11 protein-coding genes, 3 rRNA genes and 1 riboswitch are annotated in these 16,299 nt (G+C 44.7%); of the genes, 4 read left to right on the top strand and 10 right to left on the bottom strand.

Features of this window, described 5'->3' with window-relative positions:
- The first annotated feature begins 320 nt into the window (after positions 1-320).
- Both NYE23_RS04375 and bioB read left to right on the top strand, forming a co-directional pair.
- Positions 321-917 (top strand): biotin transporter BioY, encoded by a 597-nt coding sequence (locus NYE23_RS04375; protein WP_341075745.1) that lies wholly within the window; start codon positions 321-323, stop codon positions 915-917.
- A 24-nt stretch (positions 918-941) separates the two neighbouring features.
- Positions 942-1,934, top strand: coding sequence for a biotin synthase BioB (bioB, locus tag NYE23_RS04370; protein ID WP_341075742.1), 993 nt, complete (start codon positions 942-944; stop codon positions 1,932-1,934).
- A 51-nt stretch (positions 1,935-1,985) separates the two neighbouring features.
- Here bioB and NYE23_RS04365 read toward each other — a convergent pair whose 3' ends face one another.
- The 6 genes from NYE23_RS04365 to NYE23_RS04340 form a co-directional block, all read right to left on the bottom strand.
- Positions 1,986-3,023, bottom strand: coding sequence for a ribonucleotide-diphosphate reductase subunit beta (locus NYE23_RS04365; protein WP_341075740.1), 1,038 nt, complete (start codon positions 3,021-3,023; stop codon positions 1,986-1,988).
- Between the two features lie 12 nt (positions 3,024-3,035).
- The gene (locus NYE23_RS04360) at positions 3,036-5,258 is read right to left on the bottom strand and encodes a ribonucleoside-diphosphate reductase subunit alpha (RefSeq protein WP_341075738.1); all 2,223 of its coding nucleotides are present in this window, start codon (positions 5,256-5,258) and stop codon (positions 3,036-3,038) included.
- A 134-nt stretch (positions 5,259-5,392) separates the two neighbouring features.
- Positions 5,393-5,586, bottom strand: a riboswitch (cobalamin riboswitch).
- Positions 5,587-5,709: 123 nt separating this feature from the next.
- Positions 5,710-5,838, bottom strand: coding sequence for a hypothetical protein (locus NYE23_RS04355; RefSeq protein WP_341075736.1), 129 nt, complete (start codon positions 5,836-5,838; stop codon positions 5,710-5,712).
- 19 nt (positions 5,839-5,857) lie between these two features.
- On the bottom strand, positions 5,858-8,293 hold the full coding sequence (locus NYE23_RS04350; protein WP_341075734.1) for a heavy metal translocating P-type ATPase: 2,436 nt from the start codon (positions 8,291-8,293) through the stop codon (positions 5,858-5,860).
- Positions 8,294-8,441: 148 nt separating this feature from the next.
- Positions 8,442-8,648 carry a copper chaperone CopZ gene (gene copZ, locus NYE23_RS04345; RefSeq protein ID WP_341075732.1) on the bottom strand — a complete coding sequence of 69 codons (207 nt, stop codon included), beginning with the start codon at positions 8,646-8,648 and terminating at the stop codon, positions 8,442-8,444.
- Positions 8,649-8,665: 17 nt separating this feature from the next.
- Positions 8,666-9,004: a metal-sensitive transcriptional regulator gene (locus NYE23_RS04340; protein ID WP_341075731.1), complete on the bottom strand. Its 339-nt coding sequence runs from the start codon at positions 9,002-9,004 to the stop codon at positions 8,666-8,668.
- Positions 9,005-9,168: 164 nt separating this feature from the next.
- Here NYE23_RS04340 and NYE23_RS04335 point away from each other — a divergent pair, with 164 nt between their 5' ends.
- A complete protein-coding gene (locus NYE23_RS04335; protein WP_341075730.1) occupies positions 9,169-9,318 on the top strand; it encodes a hypothetical protein in 150 nt (49 codons plus the stop codon).
- A 36-nt stretch (positions 9,319-9,354) separates the two neighbouring features.
- Here NYE23_RS04335 and NYE23_RS04330 read toward each other — a convergent pair whose 3' ends face one another.
- Complete coding sequence (locus NYE23_RS04330; RefSeq protein WP_048011339.1) at positions 9,355-9,534, bottom strand: H-type small acid-soluble spore protein; 180 nt, start codon at positions 9,532-9,534, stop codon at positions 9,355-9,357.
- A gap of 698 nt (positions 9,535-10,232) precedes the next feature.
- Here NYE23_RS04330 and NYE23_RS04325 point away from each other — a divergent pair.
- Positions 10,233-10,856, top strand: a complete 624-nt coding sequence (locus tag NYE23_RS04325) for a LysE family transporter (protein ID WP_341075728.1) — start codon at positions 10,233-10,235, stop codon at positions 10,854-10,856.
- A 274-nt stretch (positions 10,857-11,130) separates the two neighbouring features.
- On the opposite strand, the gene rrf is transcribed toward NYE23_RS04325, so the two are convergent.
- The 3 genes from rrf to NYE23_RS04310 all read right to left on the bottom strand — a co-directional run bounded on the left by rrf (position 11,131) and on the right by NYE23_RS04310 (position 16,116).
- Positions 11,131-11,247, bottom strand: a 5S ribosomal RNA gene (gene rrf / locus NYE23_RS04320).
- An 81-nt stretch (positions 11,248-11,328) separates the two neighbouring features.
- A 23S ribosomal RNA gene (locus NYE23_RS04315) occupies positions 11,329-14,264 on the bottom strand.
- 301 nt (positions 14,265-14,565) lie between these two features.
- Positions 14,566-16,116, bottom strand: a 16S ribosomal RNA gene (locus NYE23_RS04310).
- The 16S, 23S and 5S rRNA genes sit together here, the layout of an rRNA operon.
- Positions 16,117-16,299 lie beyond the last annotated feature (183 nt).

Genomic DNA, 16,299 nt, shown 5'->3' with positions numbered 1-16,299 from the left:
TCGGAAAAATCAAGCCACCCAGCCCATTCGCTAGTTGTCCTCCCTCCCTTCCGATACCTTCTTTAACACGAAATATATGTAAACCTTAATTAAAATTAGGTTGACAATTGTCATCTGCTGCTATTATTCTAAATTGTATAAAGTGGAACTTCAATCAGTGGGGGTTTTCTTTATCTCCTACTGATTGTTAGTTGAATCACTCGGGCCTTTACGGGCAGTTAGATCCCCCACTTATCCTCCATTTTTTCATCTGAGTTTTGAAGTGGGGGTCTTACTGTCCGTAAGACAGCGATAAATACAAATCTAGCAGGAGGCTTTTTATGAAGACAGGTTTGAGGACAATTGATTTAACATTGGCTGGAATGTTTGTTGCCCTGATGGCGGTTGGGGCAAACATCACTTCATTTGTTCCATTTTTGGTTATCGGAGGAGTACCAATTACTTTACAGACCTTTTTTGCCATTTTGGCAGGGGCTATTTTAGGAAGCCGATTGGGAGCTATTACAATAGCTGTCTATGCTTTCGTTGGGCTTGCAGGCGCCCCGGTCTTTTCAAAATTCGGCGGCGGTTTTGCATCATTACTAAATCCGACTTTCGGTTTTATCCTTTCATTTATTCTAACAGCCTATGTCACAGGAAAAATTATTGAAAAGAAAAAATCAGTTCCGGTGTATGTTACTGCTGCTCTAATCGGAATGGCGATTAATTATGTATTCGGGACAAATTGGATGTACCTGGCTTATAAACTCTGGTTTACGGCACCCCAAGGATTTACCTATCAAATGGCATGGCTATGGATGGCAGTCCCTCTTCCAAAGGATATCATTCTCTCTGTTTTTGCCGGGTTAATGGCATATCGACTGGAGCATAGAGTATTTGCCCGCAGTCATTTCAGAAAGATGAACCGTGCAGCTTAACAAATAGTATAAAGGAGGATACATATGGATTATCAAAGATTAGCTTTTGATGTATTGGAAGGACATGAATTGACAGACTTGGAGGCAATGTCCATATTAAATTGCCCAGATGATGAGCTTCTGGATTTATTGCACAGTGCCTATAAAATCCGCCATCATCATTACGGGAATAGAGTTAAATTAAACATGATTATAAATACAAAATCCGGATTATGCCCTGAGAACTGCGGCTATTGTTCACAATCCAGCATCTCAACTGCACCTATTGAAAAATACCGTATGATGGATAAGGACTCCATCATACAGGGAGCTAAACAGGCGCATCAGCTTAATGTTGGAACATATTGTATCGTTGCTAGCGGCAGAGGACCAAGCAACAAAGAGCTAAATGAAGTTGTATCTGCTGTTAAAGAAATAAAGGACCACTATAACATGAAGGTCTGCGCCTGCCTCGGACTCCTGAAGCCTGAACAGGCTGAGAAGCTGAAGGAAGCCGGAGTAGACCGCTACAATCACAATATTAATACATCTGAAGATCATCATGAGAGCATTACTACATCCCATACATATCGAGACAGAGTCAATACTGTTCAATTAATAAAGGCGGCAGGCATCTCACCATGCTCCGGTGTAATCATCGGCATGAAGGAAACCAAGGAAGATGTCATAGCGATGGCCAGAAGCTTAAAAGTGCTTGATGCCGACTCAATTCCTGTTAATTTCCTCCATGCCATTGATGGGACGCCATTAGAAGGAACCGATGAGCTGAATCCCCGCTATTGCCTGAAGGTGCTTTGTCTCATGCGTTTTATCAATCCATCAAAGGAAATCAGAATATCCGGGGGCAGAGAAGTGAATCTCAGGAGCCTACAGCCACTTGGATTATACCCGGCCAATTCCATTTTCGTAGGAGATTACTTAACCACCGCCGGTCAGGAAAGCACAGCAGACCATCAAATGCTGAAGGATCTGGGTTTTGAAATTGATTATGCAGCCGGGGAGCCGGTATTATCCTGATCAAAAAAAGATTCTGCGCCGAAGCAGAATCTTTTTTAATATATATCTTTTCTATAATTCGTCAAACCCATTATCTATTTGAACTTTAGTATATTGCCGTGATTTTTGCTCAAAGAAATCGGACTTCCCGTGATCAACCTCCTCATAGGCTACTATCCAGCGGAGAGGATTGGTCCTATAGCCTTCAAATGGCCGTTCATATCCCAGCTGGTTGCAGCGGACGTTGGCATAAAATTTGATATAAGCTTCAACGTCAGACAGCAGGATGCCTTCTGTTTTGCTGCCGATCACATCGCGGGCCCATTCAATTTCCAGTTCAGCTGCTTTTTCAAAAGTCTCCTGGACGAATTCACTTAATTCATTAGTATTAAGCTCCGGATTTTCCTTAAGAATTTCTTTAAAAATTTTAACAAACAAATCTACATGGATTTGTTCATCCCGGTTGATGTAATTAATCATTGTTGAGGTGGCAACCATCTTCTGATTTCTTGCCAGGTGATAAAAGAATGCAAAGCCTGAATAAAAGAAAAGCCCCTCCAGAACGACATCAAACACAATGGATTTCAGCAGGTTCTCCGCACTTGGATTCTCTGCAAAATCTTTATATCCGTTCACAACAAATTCATTTCTTTCAGCCAATATAGGTTCTGTCCGCCAGAATTCAAAAACCTCATCCTGTTTTTGTTTGGCAACAAGGCTTGATAGAACATAGGAATAGGAATGATTATGAATCACCTCCTGCTGTGCAAGTATGATCATGAGTGCTGATATGCTTGAATCGGTAATATAATCAGCAACTTTACCGGCATAATCCGTCTGGATGCTGTCGAGCAATGCAAGCAGCCCAATAATTTTCAAAAATGCATCTTGTTCACTTTTCGTTAAATCCGGAAATTGCTTAATGTCCTGTGACATGTTTATTTCAAAGGGCGTCCAAAAGTTAGCAAGCATTTTTTTATACTTTGGATAGGCCCATGAGAAGCGGACATCATCCCAATTAAGGATATTGGAGCATTCTCCATTGATGATTGAAGTTGATTTATTAGGCGCCGATTGATTAATAATTTGGCGTTTTTTTAGAGTATTCATAAGGGTCCTCCTTTAGCTTGAGCAAGATTCGCAGTCTTCAACCTCTGATGAAGTTGAACGGATATAGTAAGTTGTTTTTAATTTATTCTTCCATGCTGAAAGATGCAGATTTAAAAGATCGATAGCTTTAATATGGTTAGGTATATAGAAATTAAATGAAATAGCCTGATCTATATGCTTTTGTCTGTTAGCATTCTGCCTGATGCTCCACTCCTGGTTAATATGATAGGCAGATTTGTAGTACCAGATGGTCTCACTGTTAATATCAGGGGCTGTAACAGGGATTCGATAATCCTTTTTCTCTTCGGAATACTGCTTGTTAAATATAGGATCAATACTCGGTGTGCTTCCTGCAATTAATGCAGTAGATGCATTAGGGGCAACCGCCATCAGATAGGCGTTTCGGATGCCGAATTCCTTTACCTCCCTGCTCAATCCTGTCCAGTCCATTTCTGGCTTTGCCTCCAGATATCCCCGCTTTTCAAAGTAAGCACCCGTTTCCCAATCAGAGCCTTTAAAGGCTGAATAGCTACCTTTTTCTTTTGCCAGATTCATAGAACTTTTTATCGCTAAAAAAGCAATTTGTTCATATAGAATGTCAGCGAATTCTTCTGCTTCTTCGCTTTCCCATGTGATCTTTTTCAGTGCAAGAAGGTGGTGCCAGCCAAAAGTCCCCAGTCCAATCGCACGGTACTTTTGATTTGTTATATGCCCCTGAGGAACTGGAATTCTATTTATATCAATAACATTATCAAGCATTCGCACCTGAATGGGCACAAGCCTTTCAAGGACTCCTTCACTTATGGCCCGTGCAAGATTGATGGATGAAAGATTGCAGACAACGAAGTCTCCCGGCTGTTTTTCGATAATAATTCTCCCATCCCTTGTATATTCTTCAACCCTCTTAGTAACACTTTGGTTTTGTACGATCTCAGTGCAAAGGTTGGTACAATAAATCATTCCGCAATGTGAATTGGCATTTTTCCGATTAACCTCATCCCTGTAGAACATGAATGGTGTCCCGGTTTCAAGCTGACTTCTCATAATGGATTTCATGATCTCGATAGCAGGAACTTTTTCCCTTGATAGATTCGGGTTATCAATGCATTCTTTATATTTCTGGCGGAATGAACCTTTGCCTATTCCTTCGTCATAAAAATCCTCCAGAGAAAAGCCCATGACTGTGCGGACTTCATGGGGATCAAATAAATACCAATATCCGCGGCTTTCCACTTTTTCCATAAATAAATCAGGAATGCAGACACCTGTGAATAAATCATGTGTCCGCTGCCTTTCATCTCCATTATTAAGCTTTGCATCAAGAAACGAGAAAATATCTTTATGCCAGACATCCAGATAGACGCTTATAGCACCCTGCCTTTGTCCAAGCTGGTCGACACTGACAGCTGTGTTATTCAGCTGCTTCATCCAGGGAATCACACCTGAAGATGCCCCCTTAAACCCTTTAATATCACTGCCTCTGCTGCGGATTTTCCCCAAATAAACTCCGATTCCTCCGCCATTTTTGGAAAGTGATGCAATATCGGTATTACTGTCATAAATGGCATCAAGACTGTCATCAACGGTCTCAATGAAACAGCTTGAAAGCTGACCCCAGTTTTTCCCTGCATTAGAAAGGGTCGGAGTGGCAACAGTCATGTACAACCCGCTCATTGCCCAATACGCTTCTTTAACAAGCTTAAGACGCTTGTCCTTCGGCTCCTTTTTCATCAGAACCATGCTGATGATCATGAACCGCTCCTGTGGAAGCTCATAGAGTTTTCTCTGTTTGTCCCTGGCAAGATACCGATCTGCCAGCATTTTCAGCCCCAAATATGTAAATAAACGGTCATTTTCTTTTTTAATAAAATGGGACAGCTCATTTATCTCATCCTTTGAATACACATCTAATAAATCCTGTTCATAAATTCCCAAAGCGGTCAGACGTTTAATTAGCGTATAAAAATGTGTGTAGGAATCATCCGGCTCGCATCCTCTGTTTTTTCCGGACTCGATATAGAGCTTTTTAAGAAGCAGACGTGAAGCGGCAAACGTCCAATCAGGCTCTTCAATGCTGATAAAAGATAAACAATCAAGAATAAGCTGGTCATACATGGCCTCTGCTCTCAGCTGACTCATATCTTCATACCTTTTTACCAGTTTTTCAATGCCAAGCTGTGGAAATTCAGTCTTAAGTTCTTCTAAAATTTCTATCGGTTGTATGGTTTGGACCATTTTACTTCCTCCTAAAGGCAAAATAAAAATCCGCCCGGAAAATGAGCGGATCAAACGATAGTATAATAGCAGGAAGCAGATGAACAAACGGCCATTACGCGATCGTTTCATCATCTCAATCCCCGGAGATAAGAAACTTTCGATCGCCCTGGCAGGTCTCCTGGCTTGTGCTTCACTCTACTAAAAGCCCTTCCCATACTAGCGCCATGAAGCGCTTTGTACAGTGGCATGCTTTTTTCGTCTGCACTTACAGTTGCGGGGACAGCTTCGGTTTTTCACCGAATTCCCTATTAAGTCCATATAGGACACCAATCACGATCTATATGTAGTTTTTACTTTTAAAAATCCATACTATATATTGTAGACGATTCTATCATATCGAGAAATAAATTACAATTTATTAATCTGCGAAAAACGGGCAGAGGAGGATTCCCCTCTGCCCGGTCATTTATTATTCATGATTTTCGATTTCAATATCATGTGGTACCAGCTCTGGCTTAGCCCAAAAAGAATCATATGCCGCATAACCAGCTATTACAAGTACCAGATAAGCAATCGCTGCACCTGCCCATTTCTTCATTTAAATTTGCCCCTTCCAATTAAACGTTTTTTTCACTTACTTTTACTCGTTGTAATCTAAGTGCGTTTAAAACGACAGATACGGAGCTGAAAGCCATTGCTGCACCGGCAAGCCATGGAGCAAGGAACCCTAATGCAGCTACTGGGATGCCAAGTGTATTGTATGCAAATGCCCAGAAAAGATTTTGTTTGATATTCCTTATGGTTTTTTTACTCATTAGGATGGCGTCTGCGATACTATTCAGATCCCCTCTCATTAGAGTAATATCTGCTGCTTCCATCGCAACGTCTGTACCGGTTCCAATCGCCATTCCTATATCAGCAACAGCAAGTGCAGGAGCATTGTTTATGCCATCGCCGACCATGGCGACTTTTTTTCCCTGGTTTTGAAGTTTTTTTACTTCTTCTGCCTTGCCTTCAGGCAGAACCTCTGCAATTGCAAAGTCTATCCCCACTTCCTCAGCTATTGCCTGTGCTGTACGTTTGTTATCACCGGTTATCATAATGACTTCAATCCCCAGTTGTTTTAAGCGATTGATTGCATTTCTGGAAGTTTCCTTTATTGTATCTGCAACTGCAACGATACCTGCATATTTGCCATCGACCGCAACAAGCATTGCCGTTTTTCCATTTTCCTCAAGTGTCTCCATTTTCAGTTTGGCTGATTGGGCATTGATATCGTATTTGTCCATTAATCTTCTTGTACCGATTAGAAGCTTCTTGCCTTCCACTTTTGCTTTAATCCCATAACCGGGAATAGCCTCAAATTCCTGCGGATTAAATAGAGTGATTCCTTTATCTTTTATTCCCTTCACAATCGCTTCGGCCAATGGATGCTCAGACTGTTTCTCAGCAGACCCTACAAGCTGGAGAAATGCCCTTTCTTCAACGCAGGCTTCCGTAAACACATCCGTTAAAACCGGTTTGCCATGTGTTACTGTTCCGGTTTTATCAAGAACGACTGTAGTGATTTCATGTGTAAGCTCCAGGTGCTCCCCGCCTTTAAAAAGAACTCCATATTCCGCTGCCCGGCCAGAACCTGCCATTATAGAAGTTGGCGTAGCCAGACCCAGGGCACATGGACATGCAATCACCAGGACGGCTATCAATTTTTCCAGTGCTTCTGCAAAATTGCCGGGACTTACCCATATATACCATACCAGGAATGTAACCACTGCTATACTCACAACAATAGGAACAAATATCCCGGAGATTTTGTCTGCCATTCGCTGTATCGGCGCTTTGGAACCTTGTGCTTCTTCCACTACTTTAATAATCTGTGACAGTGCTGTATCTTTGCCAACTTTAGTGGCTTTAATTTTCAGGAAGCCATTTTTATTAAGGGTGGATCCAATGACTGTGTCGCCTGCTGTTTTATCAACAGGTACGCTTTCCCCTGTCAGCATGGATTCATCCAATGCTGACTGTCCCTCGATAATCTCACCATCAACCGGAATTTTTTCACCCGGTTTTACAAATAAGATTTCTCCAGCAATAACTTCTTCCAGGGGAATTTCAATTTCTTCCCCTTCCCTTAAGACAGTTGCTGTTTTTGCCTGAAGACCCATAAGCTTTTTGATTGCTTCAGAAGAACGCCCCTTAGCCCTCGCTTCAAACAGCTTGCCTAAAATGATTAATGTTATAAGGATCGCACTTGTTTCATAATAGAGCTCCACCATATGTCCATTGCTGCCAATTGATAATAATGATTGGTATAAGCTATAGAAAAAAGCGGCAGAAGTACCCAGTGCAACCAGCACATCCATATTGGCGCTTTTATTTTTTAATGCCTTATACGCCCCAACATAAAATTGTTTTCCTATGAAAAATTGCACGGGAGCTGCAAGCGCCAGCTGCACCCACGGATTCATAAACATATCGGGAACGTAAATAAAGGATGTAAACTCGAAATGTCCCACCATGGACCAGAATAAAGGGATGGAAAGAATTAATGAGAAGATGAATTTGCCTTTTTGCTTCTCGATATCCTTTTCCCTGTAACCTTCGATTTCTTGGTCTTTATCCGTTTTTACTTTTGCCTGATACCCTAAATTCTCTACTTTCTTTATCATATCCTGGATTGAGACTTGCTCGGGATTATATTCGACAGTGCCCGTTTCAAGAGCCAAATTGACCACAGCATGTTTTACCCCAGGAAGTTTATTAAGTCCCTTTTCAATTCTTCCGGAGCAGGCTGCGCATGTCATCCCAAGCAATTCGAACTCTGCTTTCTCCGATACTACTGCATAACCGAGATCCTCAATTTTTTTCTCAAAAGCTTCAACAGAAGTTACTTCTGGATTATATTTTATCGCTGCTTTTTCCAATGCAAGATTGACACTTGCTTCCTGGACACCATCCAGCTTATTCAGCCCCTTCTCAATTCGAGATGAACAGGCTGCACATGTCATTCCCGATATTGGAAGGTGAACCTCCTTCAGAGCCGCATCACCCATCACTCCCACTCCTTTATCAAACGAAGTACCTTACACTAATATACTATACCCTCCTACCCTATATGTCAACCATATATAATTAGACAAATTTCTTAATTTGTAAAAAAAGAGAACGTGCATTTAGTTCACACGTTCCTTCCCAATTAGATTACTCTACATCATAGCCTTGATCGTCAATTGTTTCTTTGATTTGTTCAAGTGAAACTGCAGATGAGTCAAATTGAACCTTCACCTGACCATTATCAAGGTCCACTGCTACCTTATCCACACCATTTAATTTGCCGACACTGCCCTCTACCGCTTTTACACAATGTCCGCATGACATTCCGCTTACTTTTAAAGTTACGTTTTCCATAATAATGCAGCCTCCCGTTATTTTTTCATTAACTTCTGGATTGTGACTAAAAATTCATCAAGCACTTCTTCATCGCCTTCGTGGATTCGATCCACAACACAGCTTTTCAAATGGCCTTCAAGCAATAGCTTGGCTACGCTATTCAAAGCGGACTGAGTTGCAGAAATTTGTGTTATTATGTCGTCACAATACACGTCTCTGTCAATAAGTCCTTTTATCCCGCGTATTTGCCCTTCAATTCGATTTAATCGGGTAGTCAAATTCTTCTTAACTTTTTCTGAATGATGACTTTTTCGCTCCGACTCAACCGAGCAGCTGGCAGCAGATAAATCCTCATTTTCCAAATCAAAAGCCATTTGATCAGCCTCCTTAATATTAATTATATTATACCCCGGTACCCTATGTAAAGTTCTGAATTCAAAATGGTATAAATTTCGGATTTTCAAGTATAATTTCCCTTTCATGTTATTGAAAATCTCTGTTTATACTAACGGAAACACTTAAAAAGGAGGCCGATGATGTGGATAGAAGGCATGAAAATTTAGAAGACACGGGCAAAGATCTGTATGGAATTGACAAAGAAATTAGCCTGCAGTCAGTAAACTTTGCTTCTGCTGAGAATAAGTACTTAAATGAACGGGCAGAAACTGAATCCAATCAGGATATATAGACGAAAAGCCGCCAGTGCTGGCGGCTTAATGTCATATTACAATTCAGTCAGTTCTCCTATTTCCACCTCGGACCTTTCTTCAAGCGGGCCGCGTAAATGTACTGTCGCTGTTCTCCCATCTTCATTAAGCTTATCGATCCACACGGAAGCACCATTGTATCTTACTTCGATATCTGCTGATGATGAAAGAATTTGCTTCACTCGCTTTGCATCCATAAGAAACACTCTCCTCTGCTTTTTTCAGTTTATTTTTTGCATCGCTGAGAAATTTATGCTTGCTTTGTTAAAAGTGTGAAGCAGTCATTTTTGATAGCCCGCACACGGGAAAACTTAGGACACAGAATGCTGGAAAGCGCGAGTCAGAGTTGGAACTTGGGACAACTTCAAATTCAGAATGCTGGACCACTCCTGTTTGAGTTCGAACTTTAGATACCTTCGGACACAAAACTCACGAAAGCGCCTGTTAGAGTCAGAACTTGGGGCAACTTCAGACTCAGAGTGCTGGAACACTCCTGTTTAAGTCCGAACTTTAGATACCTTCAGACTCAAAACTCACGAAAGCACCTGTTAGAGTCAAAACTTGGGACAACTTCGGACTCAGAGCGCTGGAACACTCCTGTTTGAGTCCGAACTTGAGATACCTTCGGACACAAAACGCATTAAAACTGCAGTCAGAGTCCGAATCCGCCCAAGTCAAAAACAACCCCAAGCCTCAATCACCAACAGATTGGTGTTATTTCCGCCTCCTGCGAAACTGAATGCTCTGTCTATGGTGTGATAAATACAATACAACAATCTTATAAGTGTGCCCCGGGCAGGTGCACCTTGCTCCGGATTAAATAGTTGTCCTATCCTTCCTATATTCTGAATACACTTTGTACAAACATGTTTTGGCAGTTAGGGGTTGTACACATATGAGCATATTTCTAGGCTATGTTTTCTTGGGTCTATCGCTTGCGGCACCAATTGGTCCAATAAATGCTGCGCAATTGGATAAAGGGATAAAAAATGGTTTTTTCCACGCCTGGCTTGTGGGGCTGGGAGCTATAACAGCAGATGCAGTTTATATGGCGGCCGTATATTTGGGTATAGTACATTTTCTTGAGATTCCATTTATGAAAGCTTTTTTATGGTGCTTTGGATTCTTTGTCCTGGTATATACAGGTTTGGAAACCTTATTAAGCGCCGGCAAAGTAGTATCAAGCGTAAGGACTAAAAATGAATCTAAAGTTAAATCCTTTATGTCAGGATTTCTCATGTCATTGTCAAATCCTTTAACAATACTGTTTTGGCTCGGCATCTATGGTTCCATCCTTGCAAAAACAGCAGCTGAGTATGACAAGGCCCATGTTGTTTTATACAGCGGAGCGATTTTTACAGGTCTTCTTCTCTGGGATGTAACAATGGCAGCTGTCGCCAGCAGCTTTAGAAGATTTTTAACCGGAAAAATTCTCGCTCTTATTTCAGTTTTATCTGGAATGTCCTTGATTGGCTTTGGGATTTATTTTGGATTGCAGGCTTATAAACTTTTGTTTTAAATACATATTCCACCCATTCGGTAAATAGAGAAGAATATATTGAGTAGTATCTTTAAAACTGCGCTGCAGACAACCTTTGCAGAGAACATATTTCGTTTATTTAGAAGCCGGAGATATATGGAGTGGCATATAAATATATATATGAGAGTGGCACATATGTTGACCAGATTTGCACGGATTTATAATTCCTCTGAAAGAGCCCCAATACAGTTTTTTTAATCGAAAAATCATGCAACTGCACAAAAAAGAGCACCCAACAGGTGCTCTTTCTTTTGCCCGGCAGCGTCCTACTCTCACAGGGGGACAGCCCCCAACTACCATCGGCGCTGAGAAGCTTAACTTCCGTGTTCGGTATGGGAACGGGTGTGACCTTCTCGCTATCGCCACCGGACTATTTGGTTTGAAGAAACTTCGTTCCCTCAAAACTAGATAATGCATGAAGAAGCAGTTGCCGAGTAATTACCAATATGACTTGGTTAAGTCCTCGATCGATTAGTATCAGTCAGCTCCACATGTCGCCACGCTTCCACCTCTGACCTATCAACCTGATCATCTTTCAGGGATCTTACTAGCTTGACGCTATGGGAAATCTCATCTCGAGGGGGGCTTCATGCTTAGATGCTTTCAGCACTTATCCCTTCCGCACATAGCTACCCAGCGATGCCTTTGGCAAGACAACTGGTACACCAGCGGTGCGTCCATCCCGGTCCTCTCGTACTAAGGACAGCTCCTCTCAAATTTCCTGCGCCCACGACGGATAGGGACCGAACTGTCTCACGACGTTCTGAACCCAGCTCGCGTACCGCTTTAATGGGCGAACAGCCCAACCCTTGGGACCGACTACAGCCCCAGGATGCGATGAGCCGACATCGAGGTGCCAAACCTCCCCGTCGATGTGGACTCTTGGGGGAGATAAGCCTGTTATCCCCGGGGTAGCTTTTATCCGTTGAGCGATGGCCCTTCCATGCGGAACCACCGGATCACTAAGCCCGACTTTCGTCCCTGCTCGACTTGTAGGTCTCGCAGTCAAGCTCCCTTGTGCCTTTACACTCTGCGAATGATTTCCAACCATTCTGAGGGAACCTTTGGGCGCCTCCGTTACTTTTTAGGAGGCGACCGCCCCAGTCAAACTGCCCACCTGACACTGTCTCCCGCCCCGATCAGGGGCGCGGGTTAGAATTTCAATACAGCCAGGGTAGTATCCCACCGACGCCTCCACCGAAGCTGGCGCTCCGGCTTCTCAGGCTCCTACCTATCCTGTACAAGCTGTACCAAAATTCAATATCAGGCTACAGTAAAGCTCCACGGGGTCTTTCCGTCCTGTCGCGGGTAACCTGCATCTTCACAGGTACTATAATTTCACCGAGTCTCTCGTTGAGACAGTGCCCAGATCGTTACGCCTTTCGTGCGGGTCGGAACTTACCCGACAAGGAATTTCGCTACCTTAGGACCGTTATAGTTACGGCCGCCGTTTACTGGGGCTTCGATTCAAAGCTTCGCTTGCGCTAACCTCTCCTCTTAACCTTCCAGCACCGGGCAGGCGTCAGCCCCTATACTTCGCCTTGCGGCTTCGCAGAGACCTGTGTTTTTGCTAAACAGTCGCCTGGGCCTATTCACTGCGGCTCATCAGGGCTATTCACCCTAATGAGCACCCCTTCTCCCGAAGTTACGGGGTCATTTTGCCGAGTTCCTTAACGAGAGTTCTCTCGCTCACCTTAGGATTCTCTCCTCGCCTACCTGTGTCGGTTTGCGGTACGGGCACCTTTTCCCTCGCTAGAGGCTTTTCTTGGCAGTGTGGAATCAGGAACTTCGGTACTAAATTTCCCTCGCCGTCACAGCTCAGCCTGTGTGGTAACGGGATTTGCCTCGTTACCGGCCTAACTGCTTGGACGCGCTAATCCAGCAGCGCGCTTACCCTATCCTCCTGCGTCCCCCCATTGCTCAAACGGTAAAGAGGTGGTACAGGAATATCAACCTGTTGTCCATCGCCTACGCTTTTCAGCCTCGGCTTAGGTCCCGACTAACCCTGAGCGGACGAGCCTTCCTCAGGAAACCTTAGGCATTCGGTGGATGGGATTCTCACCCATCTTTCGCTACTCATACCGGCATTCTCACTTCTAAGCGCTCCACCAGTCCTTGCGGTCTGGCTTCAACGCCCTTAGAACGCTCTCCTACCACTGACATCGGAAGATGTCAATCCACAGCTTCGGTGATACGTTTAGCCCCGGTACATTTTCGGCGCGGAGTCACTCGACCAGTGAGCTATTACGCACTCTTTAAATGGTGGCTGCTTCTAAGCCAACATCCTGGTTGTCTAAGCAACTCCACATCCTTTTCCACTTAACGTATACTTTGGGACCTTAGCTGGTGGTCTGGGCTGTTTCCCTCTTGACTACGGATCTTATCACTCGCAGTCTGACTCCCATGGATAAGTCTTTGGCATTCGGAGTTTGTCTGAATTCGGTAACCCGATGGGGGCCCCTAGTCCAAACAGTGCTCTACCTCCAAGACTCTTACTACATGAGGCTAGCCCTAAAGCTATTTCGGAGAGAACCAGCTATCTCCAGGTTCGATTGGAATTTCTCCGCTACCCACACCTCATCCCCGCACTTTTCAACGTGCGTGGGTTCGGGCCTCCATCCAGTGTTACCTGGACTTCACCCTGGACATGGGTAGATCACCTGGTTTCGGGTCTACGACCACATACTCATTCGCCCTATTCAGACTCGCTTTCGCTGCGGCTCCGTCTTATCAACTTAACCTCGCATGTAATCGTAACTCGCCGGTTCATTCTACAAAAGGCACGCTATCACCCATTAACGGGCTCTAACTACTTGTAGGCACACGGTTTCAGGATCTCTTTCACTCCCCTTCCGGGGTGCTTTTCACCTTTCCCTCACGGTACTGGTTCACTATCGGTCACTAGGGAGTATTTAGCCTTGGGAGATGGTCCTCCCTGCTTCCGACGGGATTTCTCGTGTCCCGCCGTACTCAGGATCCACTCTGGAGGGAACGAAGTTTCAACTACAGGGCTTTTACCTTCTCTGGCCGGCCTTTCCAGACCTGTTCATTTACCTCGTTCCTTTGTAACTCCGTGTAGAGTGTCCTACAACCCCAGGAGGCAAGCCTCCTGGTTTGGGCTAATCCCGTTTCGCTCGCCGCTACTCAGGGAATCGCGTTTGCTTTCTCTTCCTCCGGGTACTTAGATGTTTCAGTTCCCCGGGTCTGCCTTCCATATCCTATGTATTCAGATAAGGATCCCATCCCATTACGGATAGGGGGTTTCCCCATTCGGAAATCTCCGGATCAAAGCTTACTTACAGCTCCCCGAAGCATATCGGTGTTAGTACCGTCCTTCATCGGCTCCTAGTGCCAAGGCATTCACCGTGCGCCCTTTCTAACTTAACCTACTTCGGCCGCTGATCGACTGCGGATCTCTGCGTCAGCTCTCTCGCTCCGCTCCTCACGTACTAAAGTACGCTTCGGTGCTCACTCGGTCGCTTCCTTAATCTCCTTGCCGCTCATCGTCCTCATGGTTTGTGCTCTTACTTATTTTTAAATAAGAGAAAAAAACTAAGATGGCGATTACTCGGTTATTGCTTCTTCATTAACATTATCTAGTTTTCAAAGAACGAATCTTTCATTGAGAGATTGAACTCTCAAAACTGAACGAACAAAGAACGTCACGTTTCTTGTAAATATTCCTTAGAAAGGAGGTGATCCAGCCGCACCTTCCGATACGGCTACCTTGTTACGACTTCACCCCAATCATCTGTCCCACCTTAGGCGGCTGGCTCCAAAAGGTTACCCCACCGACTTCGGGTGTTACAAACTCTCGTGGTGTGACGGGCGGTGTGTACAAGGCCCGGGAACGTATTCACCGCGGCATGCTGATCCGCGATTACTAGCGATTCCGGCTTCATGCAGGCGAGTTGCAGCCTGCAATCCGAACTGAGAATGGTTTTATGGGATTCGCTTAACCTCGCGGTTTCGCAGCCCTTTGTACCATCCATTGTAGCACGTGTGTAGCCCAGGTCATAAGGGGCATGATGATTTGACGTCATCCCCACCTTCCTCCGGTTTGTCACCGGCAGTCACCTTAGAGTGCCCAACTGAATGCTGGCAACTAAGATCAAGGGTTGCGCTCGTTGCGGGACTTAACCCAACATCTCACGACACGAGCTGACGACAACCATGCACCACCTGTCATCCTGTCCCCCGAAGGGGAACGCCCTATCTCTAGGGTTGTCAGGAGATGTCAAGACCTGGTAAGGTTCTTCGCGTTGCTTCGAATTAAACCACATGCTCCACCGCTTGTGCGGGCCCCCGTCAATTCCTTTGAGTTTCAGCCTTGCGGCCGTACTCCCCAGGCGGAGTGCTTAATGCGTTTGCTGCAGCACTAAAGGGCGGAAACCCTCTAACACTTAGCACTCATCGTTTACGGCGTGGACTACCAGGGTATCTAATCCTGTTTGCTCCCCACGCTTTCGCGCCTCAGCGTCAGTTACAGACCAAAGAGTCGCCTTCGCCACTGGTGTTCCTCCACATCTCTACGCATTTCACCGCTACACGTGGAATTCCACTCTTCTCTTCTGCACTCAAGTTCCCCAGTTTCCAATGACCCTCCCCGGTTGAGCCGGGGGCTTTCACATCAGACTTAAGGAACCGCCTGCGCGCGCTTTACGCCCAATAATTCCGGACAACGCTTGCCACCTACGTATTACCGCGGCTGCTGGCACGTAGTTAGCCGTGGCTTTCTGGTCAGGTACCGTCAAGGTACCGGCAGTTACTCCGGTACTTGTTCTTCCCTGACAACAGAGTTTTACGATCCGAAAACCTTCATCACTCACGCGGCGTTGCTCCGTCAGACTTTCGTCCATTGCGGAAGATTCCCTACTGCTGCCTCCCGTAGGAGTCTGGGCCGTGTCTCAGTCCCAGTGTGGCCGATCACCCTCTCAGGTCGGCTACGCATCGTGGCCTTGGTGAGCCGTTACCTCACCAACTAGCTAATGCGCCGCGGGCCCATCTGTAAGTGATAGCGAGATGCCATCTTTCAGCTTTTCCTCATGTGAGGAAAAGAGTTATCCGGTATTAGCCCCGGTTTCCCGGAGTTATCCCAGTCTTACAGGCAGGTTGCCCACGTGTTACTCACCCGTCCGCCGCTGACTTCAGGGAGCAAGCTCCCATCTGTCCGCTCGACTTGCATGTATTAGGCACGCCGCCAGCGTTCGTCCTGAGCCAGGATCAAACTCTCCATATAAGAGTTGATTAAGCTCTGATTGTCTTTTCAAAAAAGACTAATGATTAAACGTTGACGTATTGTTCGTTCAGTTTTCAAAGATCAATCTGTCAGTTGCTATCTTTAAGCAACTTTAATACAATATCATTTACAGCCTTCCGCGTCAACAAAAATCAATAATAGTTTTTTAAGATGTTTTTGAAA

The sequence above is a fragment of the Cytobacillus sp. FSL H8-0458 genome (assembly GCF_038002165.1).
Taxonomy (GTDB): domain Bacteria; phylum Bacillota; class Bacilli; order Bacillales; family Cytobacillaceae; genus Cytobacillus.
The sequence above is the reverse complement of the archived record's forward strand: the minus strand, read 5'-3'. Positions and strand labels throughout refer to the sequence as shown.

Coding starts and splice junctions, on each gene's coding strand:
- copZ (WP_341075732.1), bottom strand. CDS start 8,648: ATGGAAAACGTAACTTTAAAAGTAAGCGGAATGTCATGCGGACATTGT.
- NYE23_RS04360 (WP_341075738.1), bottom strand. CDS start 5,258: ATGGTCCAAACCATACAACCGATAGAAATTTTAGAAGAACTTAAGACT.
- NYE23_RS04375 (WP_341075745.1), top strand. CDS start 321: ATGAAGACAGGTTTGAGGACAATTGATTTAACATTGGCTGGAATGTTT.
- NYE23_RS04340 (WP_341075731.1), bottom strand. CDS start 9,004: ATGGCTTTTGATTTGGAAAATGAGGATTTATCTGCTGCCAGCTGCTCG.
- NYE23_RS04325 (WP_341075728.1), top strand. CDS start 10,233: ATGAGCATATTTCTAGGCTATGTTTTCTTGGGTCTATCGCTTGCGGCA.
- bioB (WP_341075742.1), top strand. CDS start 942: ATGGATTATCAAAGATTAGCTTTTGATGTATTGGAAGGACATGAATTG.
- NYE23_RS04365 (WP_341075740.1), bottom strand. CDS start 3,023: ATGAATACTCTAAAAAAACGCCAAATTATTAATCAATCGGCGCCTAAT.
- NYE23_RS04355 (WP_341075736.1), bottom strand. CDS start 5,838: ATGAAGAAATGGGCAGGTGCAGCGATTGCTTATCTGGTACTTGTAATA.
- NYE23_RS04330 (WP_048011339.1), bottom strand. CDS start 9,534: ATGGATGCAAAGCGAGTGAAGCAAATTCTTTCATCATCAGCAGATATC.
- NYE23_RS04350 (WP_341075734.1), bottom strand. CDS start 8,293: ATGGGTGATGCGGCTCTGAAGGAGGTTCACCTTCCAATATCGGGAATG.